General features: G+C 55.0%; 19 protein-coding genes. 16 read left to right on the plus strand and 3 right to left on the minus strand.

Going from position 1 to position 22,172, the window contains the following annotated elements; genetic code table 11:
• Positions 1-409 precede the first annotated feature (409 nt).
• Positions 410-1,531 (minus strand): ATP-binding protein, encoded by a 1,122-nt coding sequence (locus HBO23_RS12260; RefSeq protein WP_153332838.1) that lies wholly within the window; start codon positions 1,529-1,531, stop codon positions 410-412.
• Between the two features lie 56 nt (positions 1,532-1,587).
• A complete protein-coding gene (locus HBO23_RS12265; protein ID WP_096143085.1) occupies positions 1,588-2,289 on the minus strand; it encodes a response regulator in 702 nt (233 codons plus the stop codon).
• 84 nt (positions 2,290-2,373) lie between these two features.
• Here HBO23_RS12265 and HBO23_RS12270 point away from each other — a divergent pair, with 84 nt between their 5' ends.
• The 4 genes from HBO23_RS12270 to HBO23_RS12285 are packed head-to-tail and all read left to right on the plus strand — an operon-like array spanning position 2,374 to position 8,954.
• The gene (locus tag HBO23_RS12270) at positions 2,374-3,882 is read left to right on the plus strand and encodes an efflux transporter outer membrane subunit (RefSeq protein ID WP_200583633.1); all 1,509 of its coding nucleotides are present in this window, start codon (positions 2,374-2,376) and stop codon (positions 3,880-3,882) included.
• Complete coding sequence (locus tag HBO23_RS12275) at positions 3,879-4,712, plus strand: MipA/OmpV family protein (protein WP_096143084.1); 834 nt, start codon at positions 3,879-3,881, stop codon at positions 4,710-4,712. The genes HBO23_RS12270 and HBO23_RS12275 overlap by 4 nt, the downstream gene beginning before the upstream one ends.
• A 49-nt stretch (positions 4,713-4,761) precedes the next feature.
• Positions 4,762-5,871 carry an efflux RND transporter periplasmic adaptor subunit gene (locus tag HBO23_RS12280; protein ID WP_143129371.1) on the plus strand — a complete coding sequence of 370 codons (1,110 nt, stop codon included), beginning with the start codon at positions 4,762-4,764 and terminating at the stop codon, positions 5,869-5,871.
• The gene (locus HBO23_RS12285) at positions 5,868-8,954 is read left to right on the plus strand and encodes an efflux RND transporter permease subunit (protein WP_096143082.1); all 3,087 of its coding nucleotides are present in this window, start codon (positions 5,868-5,870) and stop codon (positions 8,952-8,954) included. Before HBO23_RS12280 ends, HBO23_RS12285 begins: the two co-directional genes overlap by 4 nt.
• Positions 8,955-9,963: 1,009 nt before the next feature.
• Here HBO23_RS12285 and HBO23_RS12290 read toward each other — a convergent pair.
• Positions 9,964-10,152: a hypothetical protein gene (locus HBO23_RS12290; RefSeq protein ID WP_096143081.1), complete on the minus strand. Its 189-nt coding sequence runs from the start codon at positions 10,150-10,152 to the stop codon at positions 9,964-9,966.
• Positions 10,153-11,220: 1,068 nt separating this feature from the next.
• Here HBO23_RS12290 and HBO23_RS12295 point away from each other — a divergent pair.
• From HBO23_RS12295 to HBO23_RS12345, 12 genes are all read left to right on the plus strand, one after another.
• Positions 11,221-11,499, plus strand: coding sequence for a hypothetical protein (locus HBO23_RS12295; protein WP_096143080.1), 279 nt, complete (start codon positions 11,221-11,223; stop codon positions 11,497-11,499).
• A gap of 285 nt (positions 11,500-11,784) precedes the next feature.
• The gene (locus HBO23_RS12300; RefSeq protein ID WP_169990187.1) at positions 11,785-12,540 is read left to right on the plus strand and encodes a hypothetical protein; all 756 of its coding nucleotides are present in this window, start codon (positions 11,785-11,787) and stop codon (positions 12,538-12,540) included.
• Positions 12,541-12,649: 109 nt separating this feature from the next.
• Positions 12,650-12,880 carry an AlpA family transcriptional regulator gene (locus HBO23_RS12305; protein ID WP_070411909.1) on the plus strand — a complete coding sequence of 77 codons (231 nt, stop codon included), beginning with the start codon at positions 12,650-12,652 and terminating at the stop codon, positions 12,878-12,880.
• Positions 12,881-12,884: 4 nt separating this feature from the next.
• A complete protein-coding gene (locus HBO23_RS12310; protein WP_096143079.1) occupies positions 12,885-13,727 on the plus strand; it encodes a ParA family protein in 843 nt (280 codons plus the stop codon).
• A 70-nt stretch (positions 13,728-13,797) separates the two neighbouring features.
• Complete coding sequence (locus HBO23_RS34110) at positions 13,798-14,007, plus strand: hypothetical protein (RefSeq protein ID WP_096143078.1); 210 nt, start codon at positions 13,798-13,800, stop codon at positions 14,005-14,007.
• Between the two features lie 14 nt (positions 14,008-14,021).
• A complete protein-coding gene (locus HBO23_RS12315; RefSeq protein WP_153332632.1) occupies positions 14,022-15,608 on the plus strand; it encodes a ParB family protein in 1,587 nt (528 codons plus the stop codon).
• On the plus strand, positions 15,605-16,153 hold the full coding sequence (locus HBO23_RS12320; RefSeq protein ID WP_153332635.1) for a DUF2857 domain-containing protein: 549 nt from the start codon (positions 15,605-15,607) through the stop codon (positions 16,151-16,153). Before HBO23_RS12315 ends, HBO23_RS12320 begins: the two co-directional genes overlap by 4 nt.
• A complete protein-coding gene (locus HBO23_RS12325) occupies positions 16,150-17,340 on the plus strand; it encodes an STY4528 family pathogenicity island replication protein (protein ID WP_153332637.1) in 1,191 nt (396 codons plus the stop codon). Before HBO23_RS12320 ends, HBO23_RS12325 begins: the two co-directional genes overlap by 4 nt.
• Positions 17,341-17,603: 263 nt before the next feature.
• Positions 17,604-18,359 (plus strand): PFL_4669 family integrating conjugative element protein, encoded by a 756-nt coding sequence (locus HBO23_RS12330; RefSeq protein ID WP_170038227.1) that lies wholly within the window; start codon positions 17,604-17,606, stop codon positions 18,357-18,359.
• A complete protein-coding gene (locus tag HBO23_RS12335) occupies positions 18,356-18,874 on the plus strand; it encodes a DUF3158 family protein (protein ID WP_153332639.1) in 519 nt (172 codons plus the stop codon). Before HBO23_RS12330 ends, HBO23_RS12335 begins: the two co-directional genes overlap by 4 nt.
• Positions 18,871-19,341 (plus strand): single-stranded DNA-binding protein, encoded by a 471-nt coding sequence (locus HBO23_RS12340; RefSeq protein ID WP_153332641.1) that lies wholly within the window; start codon positions 18,871-18,873, stop codon positions 19,339-19,341. Before HBO23_RS12335 ends, HBO23_RS12340 begins: the two co-directional genes overlap by 4 nt.
• A 225-nt stretch (positions 19,342-19,566) precedes the next feature.
• The gene (locus tag HBO23_RS12345) at positions 19,567-21,534 is read left to right on the plus strand and encodes a DNA topoisomerase III (RefSeq protein WP_153332643.1); all 1,968 of its coding nucleotides are present in this window, start codon (positions 19,567-19,569) and stop codon (positions 21,532-21,534) included.
• Positions 21,535-22,172 lie beyond the last annotated feature (638 nt).

Consider the following 22,172-nt stretch of genomic DNA (forward strand, 5'->3'; position numbering starts at 1 on the left):
ATACGCAAGCGCAGAAAGCGGACTTAGACATGCTCACTGACTTGAATAAAAAGTGCACACCAACATAAACCACGCCGGCACACCATTAAGCATTCGGAACAAGGCTACACGCTGTTTTTCAATAAACGATTTGGAAAATATCAAGATTTGATCAAGATGCTATTCGGACGTTAATCGGATCCTGATTTCGTCGCTTCGAGTACGCTTTGCCGGCCAAGGACCGAGAATCCTGCTACCCACCTTCAGCGCTGTCAGGACGCACTCGAGAGCCGCGCTTATACTCGTCACAGCCTCAATAATTCACCGAGCAGGAAGGTTAGGCAATCTCAAGCATGCTATTGGCACATTGCTGTTGCTTGATTAATCGCTGATCCAAGCAGTGAGCAAGCGACATGCTCTTCCTCCTGAATCAGCCATAGGGAATTGACATGCGAATGGCTAGCCCACCCCCTTCACGGTTGTATGCGCTGATAGAACCGCCGTGAGCGTCACAAATAGCGGAAGCAATTGACAAGCCCAACCCAGTCCCTCCCAAAGGACGGGCGCGAGAACTTTCCGCTCGCCAGAAACGGTCGAATATACGCGTCAACTGGTCATCCTCCACCCCAGGTCCCCGATCGGCAACAATCAGGTGAAGCGCACTTTCACATTGACTGACCTTTATTTCTAAGCACTGACCCTGTGCGGCGTAGTGGATCAAATTATCGATCAAAATGGAAAGGACTTGGCCAAGCCGATCTCTGTCAGCCAGCAACATTAACTCAGGCCCAACATCGACCTGGGTGATGACATTAGCCACAGCAAGTTGAGGTGATGCCCACTCAAGTCGCTCCGACACCAGCGAACTCACCGAAAATAGACTTTTCTCCATCGCTAGCTGACCCGCGCGGGCTAGAGACAATAGATGCAGGTCACCCACCAGCCGATTCAACTGATCAAGTTGGCCCTTGACAAGCATCAACTGTTGCGGATCACTGGGAAAGACCTCATCCAGCATGCCTTGCACACGCCCTGCCGCTGCATTAAGAGGTGTCCTTAACTCGTGGGCAAGTACGGCACTGGATACCCGGATCTCACGCTCGTATTGCTCGAGCTTGGCAGTCATTCTATTGAAGTCTTTCGCCAGTTTTATAATCTCGGCAGGGGCACCTGGGACGCTCGGCGCACGTACCGAAAAATCGCCCTGCGCTACCCTTCGAGCGGCACGGGCCACATCTGAAAACTGCCGAGACAGAGAGCGAGAGGCTAATAACCCGCCTAAAATAACCACGGGAATTGAGATCATGATGAATGAGGCAAGCCACAGCCAATCACGGCTCGCGATACCGGGGAGAAAGTCACGTACATCGTAATAACGTTGGAATAGCTCCCATAAGCGAGCCTCATTGTGATGCGGATCTGCGCGAAGCTCCTCGAGTTCGGGTCGTATCGTCGCGGGGATCTGCTGGGTCGTGCTGTAATCCCAAATTGCAAATCGTAGCCACATTCCAAAGGCGATACTGAAGATGACACCTAGTGCGAGCGCACTCATCCGCAAGCAGACCCAGTACCAGAGTGTCGAGCGATGTTTACGCGAAAACGGTAATTTCACTGCGCCCCCCGGAACCGGTAGCCGACGGCCCGCACGGTAACCAAAACATTGGCGACACCATTGGTCTCCAGCTTGCGACGAAGATTATGGATATGCGCGTCGATGACTCGATCTAAAGCTCCGCTCTCTGGTAAGCACGCCTCCAACAGTTCACCACGGGTAAATGCTTTGAAGGGAGCTCTCAGCAACGTCGCCAATATATTAAATTCCGTAGGCGTAAGGTCCAACACAACACTGCCCTGCTCCGGACCTTCAACATGCGCGGTAAATGTTTGAAGATCCACCAACAGCGCACCATCGCGTAGTTGATCTTTTGATATAAGACGACTGGAGTCTGTTCGGCGCAGCACAGCGACCACTCTGGCGACAACTTCTTTCGGGTTGTAAGGCTTGACTATGTAGTCATCCGCCCCATAGCGAAGTGCACCTAACTTATCAGGCTCATCACCGATTGCGGTCACCATAATGACCGGCGTGTCACCCAAACGGCGAATAGCGGAAAGAACTTCCGTGCCGCTCAACTTGGGCAGCATGACATCCAGCAACACCAGATCCGGTTTCCAGCGTGAGTGCATTTCAACACCCCGAAGACCGTCCTCAGCAATAGCCACTTCAAAACCGTCTCGGCGAAGGTAGGCCTCAAGCGTACTTGCACTCAAGGCGTCATCCTCAACCACCAGTATTCTTTTACCTACCATACGAGCCTCTTAATAAAACCTTGATAATTTCCGCAACGATTCTTGAAAGTCTGCTGCCACCATCTCACTCCAAGATAACAGCGAATGGTTGAGTTGATGGCTACTTTCTTACCAACAGAGAATCAGACCGGTTTCTTCCGACGCAGTGTGATACTGGTATTCGGGGTGCTGCTCCCTGTAGTCATCAGTCTATCTGCTTGTTCACTGGCACCAACGTACCAGCGACCTGAAGCACCGATTCCAGCACGATTTGACAGCTCGACTGTTCCCACTTCGAAGGTTCCGGAAGGACGATCGGAGCCGCTCTCTCCCCAGGAACACCTTTTTCTTACGGCGTTTTCGACAAGCGATGATCTTGTCCCGCTCGTCGAACGTGCTTTGGCTAACAATCGTGACTTTAAAGTCGCAACGCTCCAGGTCGAACAAGCACGCGCGCTAAATCGAATTGATCGTGCACAGCAGTTACCCAGCGTGAACGCCTCAGTCCAACGCTTCCGGCAGAAATTCAATGATCCCAGCCTCGACGCTCGCTACGGACAGAAATTGAGTGCTGCGACCATTGGTACATCGGATTTCGAGCTGGATTTCTTTGGCAGGGTTCGCAGTCTTTCCGACGCATCCAGGCATCGGTATCTGGCCAGTGCTCAAGGACAACGCGCGTTTCGCGGTGCTCTGATTTCAGAAGTTCTACGTGCCTATGTCATTGACCGCGCAGCAGCGGCTCAAGCGCAACAACTGCAAAACGCATATCTCGATACGCTGACCCTGCTCAATCTGGCCAAACGCCAACAAGACGTTGGGACATTATCTGAAGATGAAGTGAACCTGCAACGCAGCGACACCGAACACTCACACACAACCATGCAGCAGGCTCAAACCGACGCGGCTGCCGCACGAAATGCGCTGCAGTTGCTGACTGGCTACGCCGGCGCGTCCCCTGCGGGCAAGGTCGAAGAATTGGCCAACCCGAATGAGTCGCTCGACTGGTTGAATTCTTTGCCCTCTGAGGTACTGCTTGAACGTCCCGACATCCTTCAGGCAGAGGAGCAGCTACGGGCCTCCAATGCTGACATCGGCGCAGCCAGAGCCGCGTTCTTTCCATCAGTTACGTTGAGTACCTCATTGGGTACTGCCAGCGATGGTCTGGGAAACCTATTCGATGCAGGTGGCCGCGTTTGGACCTTCATTCCTCAAATCACGCTGCCCATTTTCAATCATGGCCGTAACAGCGCCAATCTCGATCTGGCACAGCTACGTAAACAGGCGGCTGTGGCCGACTACGAAAGAACCGTGCAATCAGCGTTCCGAGAAGTATCCGATGTGCTCACAGCCCGCAACGCGCTGATTGAACGAGTGCGCAGCGAGCGTGGACTGGGGATCATAGAGGATGAACGTGTTCGGCGAGCGACTGCGCGCTTCGACGCAGGATGGGAGGACCAACCGCGGCTGTTGTCGGCACGCCTGCGGCTCCACCGAACCCGCATCGACGGTATTTTCGCGCAACGGGACTTAGCCCTCAATCGTATCGCCCTTTTCCACGCCTTCTATGGCGTAAGCATGAACGCTCCAGCAACGTTAGGAAAAAAATCATGAAAAAACTTTCTGCATACGCATTACGACGCTCTGTTGCCCAAGTGTTCTACGGTTCGGTGATGTCCTTGCCGCTGGCTCTTCAGGCGCAGGCTGAAACAGCTGCAATCACCGACAGCATCTTTGGGGGCGAAACTCAAGCCAGCGTCGGTGTCGGTGTTGCTGGTGGGCCCCGCTACATGGGCTCAAAGGATTACCGGAGTGTACCGGTTCCGGTTCTCTCGCTAAGCCGTGGCATTTTTTTTGTTGATACCTATCGAGGGCTAGGCTTGCAATGGCAGTCGCCTTCCGGCTTCTACATCAGTCAGTCATTTTTCTACGACGCTGGCAGGGATGATCGCAATAGCGACTTCAGACCTGGGGCTAACCGACTCTCAGGCATGGGCGAGGTCGACAGCACAGCCACCAGTATTCTGTATCTAAGTCAGCAATTGACGCCGTGGCTCTCGGTCAATGGCGAAGCTGAATTTGCGCTGGATGGCGGAGAAAGGGGCACACGCTATCGCGCCGGGCTCGAAGCGACGGTATTGAACCAGTCAAGAGACATCATTGTGCTTGGGCTTGACGTCCGAGCTGCTGATCATCGCTACAACCAGGCCTACTTCGGCGTAACTGGTCAGCAATCTCAGCAATCGAGGTTTACCTCATTTACCCCTGGAGGCGGCCTGAATCAGTACTCTCTGAACGCGAACTGGACTCATAAATTTGACGAAAACTGGTCAACGTATGTGCTGGTAACCGCATCGGAATTGGGCGGAAAAGTTGAGGACAGCCCTCTGATCGAACGCAAAGGCGCACTGAGCGCCGTTACCTCCATCAGTTATACGTTCTGACCCCGCTAGACGGCGGTCGCTTAACTATCAAACATCGGGAATACATGTCGTGATCCATGCCCCTCGCGCGCCTTTTGTACCGTTACTAATGATGTTAAGTCTAATTGCGGGATGCGGCAGTTCAACGCCGCCCCCACAAACCCCACCCCGTTCGGTGAAGGTTGAAACCGTACGTGATAGCCAGGGCAATCGCCTTCCTATCACGGGCAGGATTCGGATTGAACAACGCGCTGATCTGAGCTTTGAAGGTTCAGGCCGTATAGCCTCCATTGCCGTGGATGTCGGCGATACGGTTCGGCGCGGACAAACACTTGCACGGCTTGATCCAGAGCCTGCACAACTCAAACTACAACAGGCGCGTGCGGACGTGAGCGCCGCCAACGCGCAAAAAGCCGAACGAGAGCTGAATTTCCGCCAGCAACAAGCATTGTTTGATGATCGGGTGATCTCACCCGCGACCCTCGCCGCTGCTCGCGCAGCCTACCTGAGTGCCAAAGAGCAGTTGGACAGCGCAAAGGCTACAGAAGCGCTGGCCAGTCGAGCCGTGCGCACCAGCGCCATTGTGTCGCCATTTAATGGACGCATCGTCGCTCGTTCAGTTCAACCTTTCGTAGATGTGACAGCAGGACAAAGCGTGCTTCAGATTGAGGGCGCCGAGAAGGCTGAAGTCGTCGGCATGCTTCCTGCGGCGTTGGTCACTACACTCAAGCCAGGAGATGTCGCATCGGCCTATACAAACGCAAACCCTGCGCACGCCATCTCCATCCGATTGGAAAGCCTGTCCAGCCGCCTGGAGAATGGCGCGCTGGTTCAAGCCATATTCCGTCCAGTCGAACCAAGCAGCGAACTGCGCAGCGGCGAGACGGTGCTAATTACGTTGCCAATAACGCAAGCGCGTGCGCCTTCTGTGCCGGTGACAGCACTTATCCCGCAAACAAATAGCAAACAAGCAAGTGTCTTTGTGTACGACGCAGGCACTGGCAAGGTCAGCCGTCGCGAGATCACCCCCGAAACGGTGGAAAACGGTCGAATACTCGTACATGACGGCATTGCCGTCGGCGAAACCGTCGTGGTCGCAGGCGCTGCATTCCTGGTTGATGGTCAGGCGGTACGTCTGTATCAACCCGCCACACACATTGGCCGAGACAAAGCCTTATGAACCTGACTCGAAGCGCACTCGGCGCGAGCCGGCTGACCTTATTTACCGCACTGCTAATTTTGATAGGCGGGGTATTGACGTTTCTGCGGTTTCCCTCCCAAGAAGAGCCAACGATCACCATTCGTGACGCGCTCGTTGCAATTTATTTTCCGGGTATGCCGGCAGAGCGCATAGAAAATTTGCTCGCCAGACCGACCGAAGAAAAGTTACGTGAACTGGCGGGCATCAAAAAGATCATCACAACCGTGCGCCCCGGAAGCGCGATGATTCAGATCACTGCCTACGACCAGGTCAAAGACCTTAGTGCGCTATGGCAGCGTGTACGCGCTAAGGCGAACGAGGCAGCTGCAGGGTACCCGCAGGGCAGCCTGGGGCCGTTTGTTGATGATGATTTCGGCCGCGTGGCCGTGGCGTCCGTCGCAGTTACCGCGCCCGGCTTCAGCATGAGCGAAATACGCGAGCAACTTAAAAATACTCGTGAGCAGCTCTACGCATTGCCAGGCGTTGAACGTGTCTCTATATACGGCTTGCAAGAAGAACGCATCTACCTGGAATTTGACCGCCAGCGCCTGGCTGGCCTCGGGCTGAGTCCCAATGCTGTACTGGAGCAACTGCGTACTCAAAACGTTGTGACGCCTGGAGGACTGCCCTCTGTTTCCGGATCAGCTTTCACCGTGATGACTACCGGTGAGATGCGAACTCAGGACGACCTGCGTCGCTTTCTGATCTCCGCACCGAGGGGCAATGACACAACAGTTGTGGCGTTGGGTGAATTGGCAGACGTTCGTTTGATGCCAGCCGATCCGCCGGAAACGGCGGCAATTTATGAGGGGCAACCGGCCGTCGTACTTGCCGTTTCGATGGCATCCGGCCAGAACATCGCAGCTTTCGGCCTCCAATTACGCCAACGATTGAACGAAATCGCCAAACAACTACCGGCCGGTTTTTCCCAACACGTCGTGACCTTCCAGGCCGACGTGGTTCAGCGTGAAATGGGCAAGATGAATAGCGTGATGGCCGAGACGGTCATTATCGTGATGGCTGTGGTGATGTTGTTTCTGGGCTGGCGCACCGGGCTTGTGGTGGGGGCAATCGTGCCGCTAACCATTCTCGGGTCATTAATTGTCATGAGCGCGCTGAAGGTCGAACTGCAAACGGTGTCCATCGCAGCGATCATCATCGCCCTGGGACTTCTGGTGGATAATGGCATTGTGATTGCCGAAGACATCGAACGACGTCTTCAGGCCGGAGAGGAACGTCGCTCTGCTTGCATAGAGGCAGGGCGTACGCTAGCGATTCCCCTATTGACTTCATCTTTGGTTATTGTGTTGGCGTTTTCACCTTTTTTCCTAGGGCAGACCAGCACAAATGAGTACTTGAGATCACTTCCGATAGTGCTCGCTGTAACGCTGCTGGGGTCGTGGGTATTGAGCCTGACGGTGACACCCTTGTTATGCCTTTACTTTGCCAAAGCTCACGCCCCAGCAGACAATAATCAGGCAGCCTACGATTCAAAACTGTATCGGGGCTATCGACGCGTTATCCAAGCGCTTATGCTCCATAAACTGATGTTCATTGCCGTGATGCTGGTTATGCTGACTGGAGCCGTTGCGGTACTCGCGTCCCTCCCCTACAGTTTTTTGCCTGAATCAGATCGGCTGCAATTTCAGATGCCATTGACGCTAGAACCGGGTACCGATTCTCGTCAGACACTGCAGACCGTCAAGGACATCAGCAACTGGCTAGCGAATGACCAGGAAAATCCAGAAATTGTCGACAGCATCGGCTACGTCTCAGACGGTGGCCCACGCATCGTACTGGGATTAAATCCACCGCTGCCTGCGACGAACGCCGGCTACTTCACCATCAGTGTGCGCCAAGGCAGCGACATGGATGCGGTGATCGCTCGTGTGCGCAACCATATGCTTGAGGCGTACCCGCAAGTGCGTGCTGAGCCAAAACGATTTTCGCTGGGCACCACCGAGTCTGGAAAAGCGGTCTATCGTATCAGCGGACCGGACGAGACCGTATTACGTGCAGCGGCCGACCATATAGCTAAGGCTTTGCATGGTCTGCCAGGCACGGTCAACGTGCAGGACGATTGGGATGCTCGAATCTCACGTTACGAAGTGGTGGTTGACCAGGTGCGCGCCCGACGCGCTGGCGTGACTAGCGCCGATGTCGCTCAAGCGTTACAGACTCGATACTCAGGCGCACAGGTGTCTCAGATCCATGACGATGACACGACAGTGCCTATCATGCTGCGTGGGTCGATGACTGAGCGTGACCAAGCTGAAGACGTGGGTAGCACATTGATCTACCCGCAAGCGAACGGCTCGCCGGTTCCGCTGGCGGCTGTAGCGCAGGTGACACTCAGTTCGGAGCCCTCTGCGATTCAGCGTCGGAACTTAAACCGGACCATTACCATCTCAGGCCGTAATCCCGAACTGACGGCGGCGACCCTAGTCGCGCAGATTGCACCTAAGGTGGCAGAGTTTAAACTTCCACCTGGGTATCATATGGAAATCGGCGGGGAGATGGAGGAGTCCGCTGAGGCCAATGAGTCGTTAGTGCAATATATGCCAGTTGCCGTATTGTCGATGTTGTTACTGTTCGTCTGGCAATTCAACTCGTTCCGAAAACTGCTGATCATCGTTGCCAGTATCCCATTTGTACTGATTGGCGCCGCGCTGGCATTGGTGGTGACCGGCTATCCGTTTGGATTTATGGCCACATTTGGATTGCTGTCCTTGGCAGGGATCATTGTGAATAACGCGGTGCTGCTGCTTGAGCGAATCGAGGTGGGTGTCGCCGAAGGCCAATCCCGTCACGATGCTGTCCTGACGGCAGCAGTAGAACGGCTAAGGCCTATCTTGATGACCAAACTGACCTGCATTGTCGGACTGATCCCGTTGATGATGTTTGCCGGCCCTTTGTGGACAGGCATGGCGATCACGCTAATTGGTGGTTTGGCACTCGGCACCTTAGTTACATTAGGGTTGATCCCAGTGTTGTATGACCTGCTTTTCGCGGGCGCCATCGGGGAGCGGATCACCAACAAGGAGAAAGAACAGCACGTTTAGACATGGAAGCGTCCGACTGAGGACGCCTTCCCGGCGCTGGGCGATACCGGGCGTCGGTCGCAACCATTTTTCGATGTGACCGATGTCTCGCCGACGGGCCCAGCCTTGAGCGAGAGTACGGATGATTACCATTGGAAGTAATGCTCCGACGAAACGCCGGCGCTATTGCAACCGATCGGACGCTCTTCACGCCACTTCAGCGCAGATTGAACTGCATGAGCGGCGCTAGACGAGCTTTCCCCTCTGTCGTAGCGTTGCGTTCCATTGGGCAAAGACTGTGAAGGGAGAAATCACATGAGCACCACAAGAAAATTCGTGATGGTTTTGTCTGCCGTGGGCATTTAGGGCGGATGCGCCGTAACAACTCTGACACTCTCGCTCGCAAACCCATGAGCACGCTTGAGCAGGATCGGCAATTGGTCACCATGGGGATTTTTCGGCCATCTGTTTTGGAAACTGATGCCGAATTGGAGAAGATTTCGCCTAACAGTCCTAGAGCCCTACAACCGCTGAGACAAAAGCTTGCGGCCACTCAGCTACAGCAGAATAGACTTCAAGCAGAGGAAGCCTTACACCCGCCAGCTACAGCCACTTCGCAACCGGAAGACCAACAACAGCGCATGTGTTCTTTGAATAATAGGGCCGCCGTATATTTAGTGCCTTGCTAAAGCATTCTGCGCACAGTTCCTGCGAACGCGGGTTAGAGTGACTCACGCTGGTACGCCCTGCTAAGGCCCGAAGCCTGACCAAGTAAGTGTAGAGCTTAAACAGCTACAGTGTGTCCTACAACTCCCCACATCGCTCCAGGGCTGGATCAGGCCGATGCCGATCAATTCGCGGAGTCGAGATACTGAGTGTGGATTACCCGCTGCATTCGGATCCGATGCACGTTGACTTGTCTATCTCCGACCTGATGGCGGGCCTCTGCGACAAAAAGGCCTATCCAGCGAGACCTAGGATGTTCACCTTGCTCAGAACGATGAGCTCAAAACCGGGCGCTAATCACAGATTAATCAATATCTATTGCCTTTAGGCGATCTATTACGTTGATCAACTGCTCCACCTCGACCATAAGCTTCACGGCATCATGGGGATGGCCTGAGCGTTTAAGATTGAACGCTAGCTCAGCAAGCCGCTCGGCATACAATTCAAGCTTGCTGAGGATAAGCGAGCGCTCGAACGTGGACGTTTGGGCCATCACAGCACCTTTTTTATTATCATGGCCTCTCAAATTAGGCCGAGCCCATTAATAAACGGTCGAGTTATTGTGAATTTTTCGTTAAGACGTCAATTTTTATAAAAAAAATACTGTTCTCGCCAAAAAACACTCCAACCAATTGATTCATAATGATATATCAAAAATAGACCGAAGCAGCCGTACTAATAACTGTTGCGGCGGCATGGCGAATGGCTGCGCTGGAGCAACAGCTCTCAGGCTCAGAGAGCTGTGGATAGCCTCCACGCTATTCGAATATAGATTTCGCCTAATGAGACTGGGGTACATGCTTAAGGTCCCAGTCCGTGTCAAGCAACTAAGTGCAGACATAACGGCCAGCGATCAGTAGTCCAAGTCTTATCTGCCAAAGGGTCGCATTTGAATATCACTACAGATTGATCGACCACTCATCATCTAAGTCTCTGAATATCCGGCCATTGATAAGAAATTGATAGACTCTTCATACAATCTTGATAAATAGATGACAAGCTAGAGGCACAAGTAGTAAAAAACCGTTTTAGCGGCCACTTGCCTAATAAATAGGAGTAATCCTATTTATTAGGCAAGTGGCCGTCCGCCATAGACATTTTCTCCTTTGGGGCTATGGCGTTTTTCTCCTGCAGTTGTCGCCTTAGGCCTGGGCTGCCAAGCCCTGTCGGCAACTTTAGTGCTGGATCGTAGATTTCATGACCTAGCTAGCACCTATCAGAAGAAGGATCTTCACCTAACCCCCATTGAACGCCAGTACCGTCTACGGGCCACTCACTAGCCATGCTAGGCAGTACATCAAGCGAGCGGGTTCGTTTAAGTCAGTTGTTAGCAGGAAGCGCGTATCTTCTAAAACGAATGTGAGACCTAACGATGCATACCCGTCTACCATCCAAAAAAAAGGCCTTGGGCACGGAGATAAAGCGATGTCAGAAACGCATAGTGGTGATAGTGATACGCAGCTGCAGATCACGGCTGCGCTCTAAGCTACATAGATGGCGAGGTCCGCATTATCGTCAGTTTTCCGTTCCAGGCAGGTAGCAACGGGAAGGAGGTCGATTTATGTATGAGTCCCTACAAGTCATCGCCGCCATCGCGGCCGCCAACCAGTTTTTTGATGACTTGTGCCAGTTGGTGGACGATAGAGAAGAGCTGCCCCTTTTACGACCTCAGGTCGAAGCATATCGCTGGAAGGCCCTCAATCATGCGGGAGCGGTGAACACATATCATCAAATGCGAGGGTTCCTGTGTGGTCTGATGGTCTCCGAAATATTGGACGTTGAACAAGGCCGGCACCTGCATCAGCGCCTCGAAAATAGTTATGACGGTGGATGGAGTTGATGAGGGCTCCAGCCAGCAGGAGAGACAGCTGAGAGGTAAAAATAGTTGCGATATCGTGTCCATCCTTAGTTTTGTTTTGCGATGTCCTAACCGTCCTGTGAGGGGAACGGCTCGGCATTCTTAGAATAGCCACCCCTCACATACCGCCTGAAAAAACGCATCAGGACGACAGAAATTGTGACTTATCAGGGAATATAGGACAGCAACCGCATGGAAGCCTAGATCAAATGCTGGATCTTTAGACGTTACCTAGCGGGTCTGCCCTTTGATAACAGGGCTACCTCTATGTACGATCTCAATAGCTTCCGCTCGATTGAAAAGCTGTTCTATAGTCCCATCGAAGCAGCAATACGCTGGTGCGATCTTATTGCTCATGAGGCTCAGATTCTGGAGTCAACATGGGACAGCCCAGGGCAAATTATCCACGGTTTTCCACAATGGCCATGCTTGCACATCAACACAGAAAAAATTCTGGATGCCATTCGAAACCACGAACTACCTTACGGAGCTCTGGGAACTACGGTTGCACCAGGTACTCCCGTCGATATTAAATTACTGACTGTCAGGCATTCGGATTTAAAGCGGTGGATGTTTCACTACCATCCAGATCAGCGCCCCACCTTCCTTTTCAGCCCAGTTGCCGCCGATCAGGTTGCGATCCATTACAGCACCTACTTGATATTACAAGCAGATCGGGACGCCTTACAGGTGCAGTTAAAGGCAACCGAGAAACACCTCCAAACGCTGATCGATGAGCTCAAAGCAGCTGGGCTGGAGCGCGAGAATCTGCGCGTGCTTGCCGAAAACAAAGAGCAGGTCAGTAACCAAAGCAAAGCGAGCTACCTGAATGTAATTGGAGCGCTGGTAAATACCATACTGGGATCGTCCTCAACAGGAAGAAAGCACTCTATATTCGATAGCCAGGCTTCCATCGTCGACTCCATAACCGCGTATTACGACGGAGTACCAGGGCTGAGCAAGCGATCGTTGGATGAGAAATTTGCGGCCGCAAAACGTAGTCTCGCCCAAGCCAAAAGATGAGGGTTGCACCGCAATCACCGACGTTGCATTGCAATGACCGGCAGTGTTTTTTGGTATTGAATCCAGGTCACTTCCCACCCAACGCCATCTGGCTCTAGGAGTGACCACCATGTCCCATCAATCCTCCCCCACCGTTGCTGCGACGCCAAAACAAATCGAACGTCATATCATGCGGCGCGACGAGGTAGAGCGTAAAACCGGTTTCAAGCGTGCCCACATCTACAACTTGATGAAGGAAGGTAAATTTCCTCAGGCTAGACGCATTGGCATGCGTGCGGTCGGCTGGGACTCGCTGGAGATTGAGCAGTGGGTCGTTGAACGCTTAGATAAACTGGCCTGATGCCATGCGTGTGATTTCGGTGGTCTCCACCAAAGGTGGGGTAGGCAAAACCACAATAGCCGCCAACCTTGGCGGTCTATTGGCAGATGCGGGTCTGCGTGTTCTGCTACTCGATCTGGATAGCCAACCCACCCTCTCCAGCTATTACGCCTTGAGTCAGAAGGCTGATGTGGGTGCGTACGAGTTCATCGCATTCAACTTAACAACCCCTGCGCAGTTCATTTCCAAGACAGTGATTACAGGACTTGACCTGATCCTATCCAACGATGACCAAGGCCGACTTGGCTCACTGTTAATACACGCCCCGGATGGACGGCTGCGGCTGCGCAATCTGTTAAGTATATTGCGCCCCCATTATGACCTGCTGTTGATCGACACGCAGGGTGCACGCAGCGTCCTGCTGGAGGTGGCCCTATTAGCCTCCGATCTCGCCCTTTCCCCTATCACTCCGGAAATGCTCGCGGCCCGCGAACTGCGCCGCGGTACCTTGAAGCTGCTCAGTGAGCTCGAACCGTTTAGTCACCTGGGCATTTCGCCGCCACCCTTGCGGCTATTGCTTAACCAAGTGAACGCCAATCGGGTAGACAGCCGGATGATCATCAATGGCCTGCGTGAAAGCTTCGCTAAGGTGACCAACATCTCAGTTCTAGACACCGTAGTTCCAGACCGAGTGGCTTATCTCAATGCCGCCTCCCTTGGTCTACCAGCCCACCGTATCGAGACTCGCCAGTCACGTGAACGACGCTCGTCCTCAGCATTGGAAACCATGCAAGCGCTGGCTATTGAGTTGTTTCCGGAATGGCGCGAAGCGATTTCTAGGTTGAGTAGATACGCAGAGGTTCGATAAGGCGAATTCCGAAGACGGTATTTTGTTTGTTCAACCTTGAGGCCAACAGCGTTTGGCGAGGAGTCTTTGGATGTTGGATCAGTTTCCCATCATCGTTCAGCCATCCATTCGGCAAGATCATCCACCTAGTGAAGAGTACTGCACTGTGGTCTTTCGCCTGCAGCGTGGGCGCTCGGCCATGGGTTGGTTTCTCGCGAAACTGTCTCGGTATTTCGAAGGTTCGGGAACAGCCGAGATCGTTAAGTTTGAGGTCGGTGACCATTTGCGTAACCGGCGTTAACTGAGGCTGTTCAAATGAAGAAGCTCAGTCAGGAGGAGATCACCGACAAGCTGCACCAGGACCACTTCCCTCGGGGTCCAGAACTGGAGCGGCTGTCCGATCCAGTGATCGACACCCCTATGCTGGTTACCCTGGAGCAGTTGCGACCCTACGAACACAACCCGCGTTTCATCCGTAATCCGCTTTACGACGATATCAAGGCCTCGATCCGTGAACGCGGGCTGGACCATCCGCCACCGATTACTCGTCGGCCGGGAGAAACCTATTTCATCATCCGCAACGGTGGCAATACGCGCTTGGCGATTCTCGGCGAGCTGTGGCAGGAAACCCGTGACGAACGCTTCTTTCGCATTCACTGCCTATTCCGGCCTTGGAGCAATGAAATCAGCGCCCTGCTCGGCCATCTGGCTGAAAGTGATCTGCACGGCCAACTCACTTTCATCGAACGGGCTTTGGCGGTAGCCAAACTCAAGTCGATGCTCGAAGCAGATGGCGATGTGCTCTCGCAACGTGAACTGGCACGACGTCTTGCCGCTGGAGGCTACCCAATTTCTCAGTCGCACATCAGCCGAATGTTCGACACCCTCGAACACTTACTGCCCGCCATTCCGCAAACTCTGTATGCCGGATTGGGTAAGCCCCAGATCGAACGCCTGATCGGTCTGCGGAGCCAGGCACAACGAACCTGGAACCGTTATCCAACCGCCGCCATTGCGTTCGCCGAGTTTTGGCTCGACACCCTGGGCTACTTTGATGCAGACCCCGAGTCCTTCGATCTTGAGCAGATCCAGGATGAACTGATCGAACGCATGAGCCGCTTGCTCGGACAGTCCAGCCGCATGTTGGCGCTGGAGCTGATCGATACCCAACGAGTCATCCCGACACCTGACGTTGTCGTCACCACGCCTCGAGAAAACTACCATCTGCTGAGCGATGATGACGCCGCGGCAGAACCTCTCTCCTCCGATCCTCATCCCAAATCAACTGAGACCAAGTCCCAGACCGAAACAGCGCGAGAGGAGCAGTTCACACCGCCCGAAACAACTGCCGTATTAGCAGTCAGTCCTACGTCACGCGTTCAACAGATTCGCAAACAGATCGAGCGCGAAACTTCCACCGAAACAGCACCGACCTTCGAGGCCTGCTCGACCGACGACATCTGGACCATTGCACCAGCACTAAATACCCCCGAACAACTGCGTTTAGCCATTGCCGGACTGGCGCGGGAAATGGCGACCTATGCCGGACATCCCGAGAGCATCATCGATCAGCAGCTTGGCTTGGGTTTCAGTCTGAACATCGAGCGACTTGATCTTGCCGCGCCTCGCGCGACCGGCGTTCACCTAATGCTCCTGGCCCTGTTGCGCGCTCAAGACGACGTGAACTGGGAGGATCGCAAGCAACTGCCCTCAGCCCTGTTCGGCCAACTGTTGTTGGGCATCTATCAACTCCCCCTGACAGATCGTCCCGCTGTGGATGTGGGACTGGAGCGACTGCCCGACAGCCTGTTAATCAAACTGTATCGCCTGATCCGCCTAGCCCGTCGCCTGATCGACTTAACACTTCCCCCTGAAGACGACTCACCGAAGGAGCTGCTATGAGCCTGTCCTTCAATGTGCTCAACCAGGCCATGCTGACCCAGGTGCTGCATGAACTGCGCCTGGGTAATCTGCAACGCTGCAAGGCACTCGGACTGGGTGAGGATGATATCTATCTGTTGCAATCCTTACCGCCCACCACGCTGTCGCGCCTGGCCCATGCCACTGTACCCTGGGTTGAGGTCAAGATTGACTCGCCGGTGCTGCATCGGTTGATCGAACAAGCCCAGCGCGACGAGCAGAACGAGCGCTTGATCAACCGAGCGCTCAAGCTAGGCGCCAGCAGCACCATCATGTACCAATGCTTCGGCTTGGCGCATTCGGAAACCGCCCTGCGCCGACGCCTGCTCAAGATAGAAACCCGTAAGGGCCGCCCTCAGCATTTGAGCGAAGCCCAGGAACATGCGCTCTGGCAGCGATGGTGCCAGCTACGCGCTCAGGACGGTACCGAGGATCAGCTCGACGCCATGATGATGCTGGCCGAAGAACAACAGATCAGCTTGACCATCGTGTGGCAACAGATCGACCATTACAGCAACGAAACATGAACACTGCCCCTTCCAGTCGCTGGCAGCGTGTCCTGCAGCAATGCACCCAGCAGCTGAGTGAACGCTGGCCCACTCGCCCGACCACTGAACAATCCTCCAACCAGGCTCTGCAGGCTGGCTTTCTGTTCAGTGGCCAATCACACGAAGTCGTGCCGCGTCGCCTGCTGTTGGATCATCGGCTGACGCCATTGGAACGTAATGCCTGGCAAGTGTTTCGACTCATGTTGCAAGGCCAGGGCGTGGTCACGCCGCGCTATGAAGATTTGCAGCCGTACCTGTCGAGCGTGCCCTACGGTGCATCAGCTTCCCGTGAAACCATCGCCCGCGTCTTGACGATGCTCAGACTGACCCGCTGGCTCAGCTTGGTGAGTCACGCCCGCGATCAGATCAACGGACGTCATCAAGGTTCTCTGTATGTTCTACACGATGAGCCGTTAACCCCCGCAGAGGCCATGGAACTGGATCAGGATTACCTGGAGCTGGTCGGACATGCCCTCGCTCATGCCACCAAGGCGGTGCGTATTGTCGCCCAGCACGTAGTGGAGGAGGTCCGCCAGGACACGAATATCGATCGGGATCGGTTACCGACGCGGCTCGACAGTTGGGGCGAACATTGGACACAGCAAGGATTGGATCAGGCAACCGCTGACGCGTTACGCGACTCCGAACGGGGTGGCGATCACCGCGTTCGGAATCGTGCAGACCTTCGTTCGGAATCCGAACCAGGCTTGAACACCAGCGTTTCCGGCACCGTTCGGAATCCGAACGCCGCCTGTACTGTATTAAAAGAAAGTACTTGTACTGTACCGCGCGCGACCCCAGCGGTGGATAACCTGCACTGGCCCGATCCGCTGCACCTGAGTCCAAGCGAGCGTCAGGCCGTCGCCGTGGCGCTGAACAAGCTCAAACCAGCGGATCGTCAGGCGGTGCTCAACGAAGCGGGGGCACGCTGTGCGGCCGGTGGTATCCGCAAGCCAGCGGCCTATCTGATGGGCCTGGTCCAGCGAGCACTGAAAGGCGACTTTCGTCCTTGGGCAGGTCAGGTCGAACCGTCACCCATTGCAGAACCGCCCTCACCCGCCCCCTCGCGGCCATCTCGACAACAGGGCGAACCCGCATCCGCCCTCGCCCAAGCGTGCCTGAATGAGCTGCGCCAACTGCGTGGCAAACGCGGTGGACGTCAGTAGATTTGATGCCAGTGGCATCAAATCCATGGAGTTCCACTCTACGAACACGTCGGACCAAACTATGAAACTTTTAGGGAAAAGCAGAGACATGCTTCCCATGAACGTAGACGTCAGTGGATTTGATGCCACTGGCATCAAATCCACTGACGTCTCCACAGTTAGCCCTCTTAAACCAAACCGAACAGACCGCATTCAGCTTTTTGGCTGTCCTTGACCCTCGTCTGTCGCAACGTTCCCGTCCAAGCTTATGCGAGGACAACACCGTGGCCGATCACTATCAACTAAACCTGGGTTCATTGCGCAGCAGCATCACCCTGACCCTGCACACTCATCATGCCGCCCGTATCTGGCAAGGTCGGGCCGCCCGCGAAGGCGTCCACTCGATCATGGGTATGGCCGGCTACATCAGTGTCACCAACCTGATCAAACAAACCGCGGCCCAGGACGACCCCTATGCCGACTGGGCCATCGTACAACTCGAAGAAAAACTGATGCAGGCCAAAGCCGGGATGCTGGAACTGACCCAACAGCTGGATCGGATCAGGCAGGACCTGCCGACACAGATCGACATGAGCGACAACCTCAACATCCACCCCGTCACCTTGCCGTTGTACATCGGCAGCCAGCTGGGTTTTCTGGCGGTCTACTTGCTGACCGACTACGACACCCTGGTGCGTCGTACCCTATTGGCCCATCACACAGCCCTGATTGGCCGCGTCGACATGGAAGCCTGGATCGACGACGGTGCCCATCTGCTGCGCAGCCTGTTCGGTCAGGCACAGCGCTATCGGCATGCCGGCGTCACGCGCGATGACATGGCGGCGAATAATGCCCGTGCCAATGCGGCCATCGAGAAGTTGGGCTTGCCCCCGATAGACATCCTTGAGGGTCATCGCCGCTCCCAGTTCGCGCCACCGATCATTCGTCGCGGCGCTGTGGCAGTGGATGACGCTGACGCGCTGGCCCAGGAAGCGGGAGAGTCGTCTGCGACAGTGGATGAGACGGAGGACGAAGTATGAATCCCCTGACTTCGGCTCAACAGATGCCCTTCGAAACGTTGACACAAGAGGCCTATCGGCAACTCGAACACGCAGCCTCCCTAAAAGGCCTTTTAAAGCCCTTTAAGGGTAAGGGGGAGTTGGAGCACCTGGCACAGATGGCGAGGGAAATCGAGGCGCAGTTATGTGACTTGATGGAGGCTGTTGTACAGCAAGCCGGACAGCCCCCTTACTCACTGCTGGATATCCGATTGGTGCTGCAGAACACCAGCGCTGGCAGCACCTTTTTGCGTTGGCGCACCCGTGACTTCACCCGTATGGGGGTGGCGGTCTGGGAACGCCAGGTCTGCAACAAAGCCTTGCCGCAGGTCGTACGCGAGGGATTGCGCTATTTCGAATGCAATCGCATCGCACTGAACCTACAGATGAGTGTGGTGCATTCGCTCTACCGCCAGGCCACGACCTGCGCGATCAAAATGGACAGTGCCGAACGGCTGCTGCGCCAGTTCACAACCGCAGTGGAGATATCACGATGAGTACTTTTTTCGTCGGCGAAGGCAACATCGGCAGTCCGCCAGAGTTCCAGGAATTCGCCTCAGGCAATGACGAGCCACGGCGTTTGCTACGGCTGAATGTGTACTTCGACAACCCCGTGCCACGCGAGGGCAGCTATGAAGATCGAGGTGGCTATTGGGCGCCGGTTGAGCTCTGGCACCGCGAGGCTGAACACTGGAGCATCCTGTACCAGAAAGGTATGCGTGTGCTGGTCGAAGGCCGCACCGTACGCGATGAGTGGGAGGACAGCAAAGACAATGCGCGGGTGACCTTCAAGATTGAGGCCCGTCGAGTCGGCATTCTGCCTCACCGGGTGCACTGTGTGGTTATGCGGGAACGATCCAGTGAACCCGCGGCATCTGCGACACACGTCGGGAAAAGTACAGAACAGGCCAGTTCACCAGCGTCGAAACCCAGAAAGCGCAGTGGGCAGCCGCCTGCGGACTGACAGACTTCAGGCATAAAAATTGCGCCTTTGCGCGAAGTTGCTGGCGTGTTTCTACACGCTGCTCGTGAAGATCCACACTGCCGTCCAACCGCAACGGGTTAGCAGCCTCGGCCCATTCAAGCCTGCCCTCACCTTCTAATATGAGGAACCTGCAATTCAGGTTTCTCATATCTCGCAACTGCTGTTTCCAACAACGCTGCTCCGAACTCAATCCGGAGCAGTTCTATGCGCCTCTTCCTCTGCGAAAAACCTTCCCAGGGTCGGGACATCGCCAAGGTACTCGGGGCCACTCGGCGTGGTGATGGTTGCCTGATCGGCACAGAGACAACCGTCACCTGGTGTATCGGCCATCTGCTGGAGACGGCCCCACCTGAAGCTTATGGTGCTCAGTACAAATCCTGGTCGTTGGATCAACTACCGATCATTCCCACGCAGTGGCAAGTTGAGGTCAAACCCAAGACTTCCGCGCAGCTCAAAATCATCAAACACCTGCTGAGTGAAGCCTCCAGTGTTGTCATCGCGACCGACGCCGATCGCGAAGGTGAAATGATTGCCCGCGAGCTGCTGGAGCTCTGCGAGTATCGAGGCCCCGTCCAGCGCCTCTGGTTGTCCGCACTCAATGAGGCCTCGATTCGCAAAGCATTGTCTTCGCTGAAGTCCGGTCAGGAGACTTTCCCGCTCTATCACTCGGCCCTCGCCCGCAGCCGCGCCGACTGGCTGATCGGCATGAACCTGAGTCGTTTGTTTACCCTTCTTGGTCGGCGGGCGGGCTACGACGGTGTATTGTCGGTTGGACGCGTCCAGACACCCACTTTACGTCTGGTAGTCGATCGGGATCGTGCGATTGCCAGTTTCGTCTCGGAGCCCTACTGGGAAGTGGAGGTGCACCTGTCCTCAATGGGGCAACCATTCATCGCGTCGTGGTTACCACCCAGTTCAGGGCAGGACGAGGCAGGTCGTTGCCTGCAACAAGCGCTGGCCATTCAGGCGACCCAAGAGATTTCTAGCGGTAAGACCGCCACAGTACTCTCGCTGCAGACTGAGCGTTTCCGAGAACCTCCGCCCCTGCCCTTCGACCTGAGCACACTGCAAGAAGTCTGCTCGCGCAAGCTGGGACTCGGCGTTCAGGAAACCCTGAACATCGCCCAAGCCCTGTATGAAACCCACAAAGCCACCACCTACCCACGCAGCGATTGCCGTTATTTGCCAGAGAGTATGTTCAATGAGGTGCCCGCGGTATTCGATGCCCTGCTCAAAACGGATCCGGCGCTGCAGCCCACATTCGGAAGACTCGATCGATCACTGCACTCCCGCGTGTGGAACGATGCCAAGGTCACCGCGCACCACGGCATCATCCCCACCACCGAGCCGGCGAACCTGGCGCGGATGTCCGAACAAGAACGCCAAGTCTACGAACTGATTCGTAGCCACTACCTAGCGCAATTTCTTCCGCATCAAGAGTTTGATCGAACTCAGATCGAACTGGAATGCGGCGGAGAGTGTTTGACTGCTGTTGGCAAGCAGATCCTGATCCAGGGCTGGAAAGGCTTGCTCTACGAAAACACCGAGGAGGATGAACTCAGTCAAAAGCACCAAGTATTGCCCGTCCTGCAACAGGGTACTCAGTGCGCAGTGAGCGACGTCGAACTCAAGTCCTTGCGTACTACCGCTCCCAAACCTCTCACCGAAGGCGATCTGATCAAGGCGATGAAAAACGTAGCCAAGCTGGTCAACGACCCACGCCTGAAACAGAAACTTCGGGACACCACCGGAATCGGTACCGAAGCCACACGAGCCGGTATCATCAAGGGGTTGATTGATCGCGGCTATTTGCTGAAGAAAAAAAGCGCCTTAATGGCCTCCGCAGCGGCCCATACTCTGATCGAAGCGGTACCCGCTGCAGTCGCGGATCCGGGTATGACCGCGATCTGGGAACAGGCTCTGGACGAAATCGAAGCGGGACGTCTGACCCTGGATGCGTTCGTCGCCAAGCAGGCGAACTGGATTGCACAATTGGTCGAACACTCTGGCGCACTCACCTTGGCGATACCGGTCGAAGCCGGCCCGACCTGCCCCATTTGCAACGCCTCAATGCGCAGGCGAAAGGGGAAATCAGGGCCGTTCTGGTCATGCTCCCACTACCCCGACTGTAAGGGAACAGTGCCAATCAGAAAAGATACGCGTCGCTCATGACGCTTCACTGGAGATCGACATGAGTATTGGGGAGATCAGTGCATCATCAACGGCGGCTGATCCCTCTCTAAGTTGATAAAGTGTTATCCGATTTCACGGGCCAAGGCAAAAAAATTGACCGCGCCTTTATCCTGGCAACCATCGAACAATTGGCCGCTCATCTCGGCAGTAAGTAACCTCTTTCATCGTGCTCAATGTAGTGGCTTATGCGGGATCGCTCACTGGCTTGACGTGATCCCACCATCTCTGCTGTAGTGCCTCAGGAACTTCGCCAACGGCGACCCAAGACCGATTCGCTCCGGGTAGCTCGGTCGGACTCCTTGAGTTCGGAGCCTTCTCTTCTGCGGAATTTCATTCCCATTTTGTGCTCGACCTGATCACGGTGGCGGACGACCACTATTGCCTCTACCAGGCAATAGCGGTCATCCGCTTCGGCGATCGTATTCAGCCCCGGAGCCCACCGGGGAAACACTGGGCACCCTTTGTGCGCGGATGCGTGCCAGCAGGTTCCGATCCAGGCCACGATAAGGGTCGGTTGGCGAATAATGGCGCAGTTAAACCAAGTTTTGCGAGGAGCTTGTGACTGCGAAGACCGTCAAAGGTGGCTTTTCTCTTCCTCGCCTGGCGCCTCGTCAGGC

It is taken from the genome of Pseudomonas sp. WS 5532, from assembly GCF_012985445.1.
Lineage (GTDB): Bacteria > Pseudomonadota > Gammaproteobacteria > Pseudomonadales > Pseudomonadaceae > Aquipseudomonas > Aquipseudomonas edaphica.

What these genes read in the sequence shown, in the direction of transcription:
- HBO23_RS12260 (WP_153332838.1), bottom strand. Translation starts at nt 1,531, where the DNA reads ATGAGTGCGCTCGCACTAGGTGTCATCTTCAGTATCGCCTTTGGAATG.
- HBO23_RS12265 (WP_096143085.1), bottom strand. Translation starts at nt 2,289, where the DNA reads ATGGTAGGTAAAAGAATACTGGTGGTTGAGGATGACGCCTTGAGTGCA.
- HBO23_RS12270 (WP_200583633.1), top strand. Translation starts at nt 2,374, where the DNA reads ATGGTTGAGTTGATGGCTACTTTCTTACCAACAGAGAATCAGACCGGT.
- HBO23_RS12275 (WP_096143084.1), top strand. Translation starts at nt 3,879, where the DNA reads ATGAAAAAACTTTCTGCATACGCATTACGACGCTCTGTTGCCCAAGTG.
- HBO23_RS12285 (WP_096143082.1), top strand. Translation starts at nt 5,868, where the DNA reads ATGAACCTGACTCGAAGCGCACTCGGCGCGAGCCGGCTGACCTTATTT.
- HBO23_RS12290 (WP_096143081.1), bottom strand. Translation starts at nt 10,152, where the DNA reads ATGGCCCAAACGTCCACGTTCGAGCGCTCGCTTATCCTCAGCAAGCTT.
- HBO23_RS12295 (WP_096143080.1), top strand. Translation starts at nt 11,221, where the DNA reads ATGTATGAGTCCCTACAAGTCATCGCCGCCATCGCGGCCGCCAACCAG.
- HBO23_RS12300 (WP_169990187.1), top strand. Translation starts at nt 11,785, where the DNA reads ATGTACGATCTCAATAGCTTCCGCTCGATTGAAAAGCTGTTCTATAGT.
- HBO23_RS12305 (WP_070411909.1), top strand. Translation starts at nt 12,650, where the DNA reads ATGTCCCATCAATCCTCCCCCACCGTTGCTGCGACGCCAAAACAAATC.
- HBO23_RS12310 (WP_096143079.1), top strand. Translation starts at nt 12,885, where the DNA reads ATGCGTGTGATTTCGGTGGTCTCCACCAAAGGTGGGGTAGGCAAAACC.
- HBO23_RS34110 (WP_096143078.1), top strand. Translation starts at nt 13,798, where the DNA reads ATGTTGGATCAGTTTCCCATCATCGTTCAGCCATCCATTCGGCAAGAT.
- HBO23_RS12315 (WP_153332632.1), top strand. Translation starts at nt 14,022, where the DNA reads ATGAAGAAGCTCAGTCAGGAGGAGATCACCGACAAGCTGCACCAGGAC.
- HBO23_RS12320 (WP_153332635.1), top strand. Translation starts at nt 15,605, where the DNA reads ATGAGCCTGTCCTTCAATGTGCTCAACCAGGCCATGCTGACCCAGGTG.
- HBO23_RS12325 (WP_153332637.1), top strand. Translation starts at nt 16,150, where the DNA reads ATGAACACTGCCCCTTCCAGTCGCTGGCAGCGTGTCCTGCAGCAATGC.
- HBO23_RS12335 (WP_153332639.1), top strand. Translation starts at nt 18,356, where the DNA reads ATGAATCCCCTGACTTCGGCTCAACAGATGCCCTTCGAAACGTTGACA.
- HBO23_RS12340 (WP_153332641.1), top strand. Translation starts at nt 18,871, where the DNA reads ATGAGTACTTTTTTCGTCGGCGAAGGCAACATCGGCAGTCCGCCAGAG.
- HBO23_RS12345 (WP_153332643.1), top strand. Translation starts at nt 19,567, where the DNA reads ATGCGCCTCTTCCTCTGCGAAAAACCTTCCCAGGGTCGGGACATCGCC.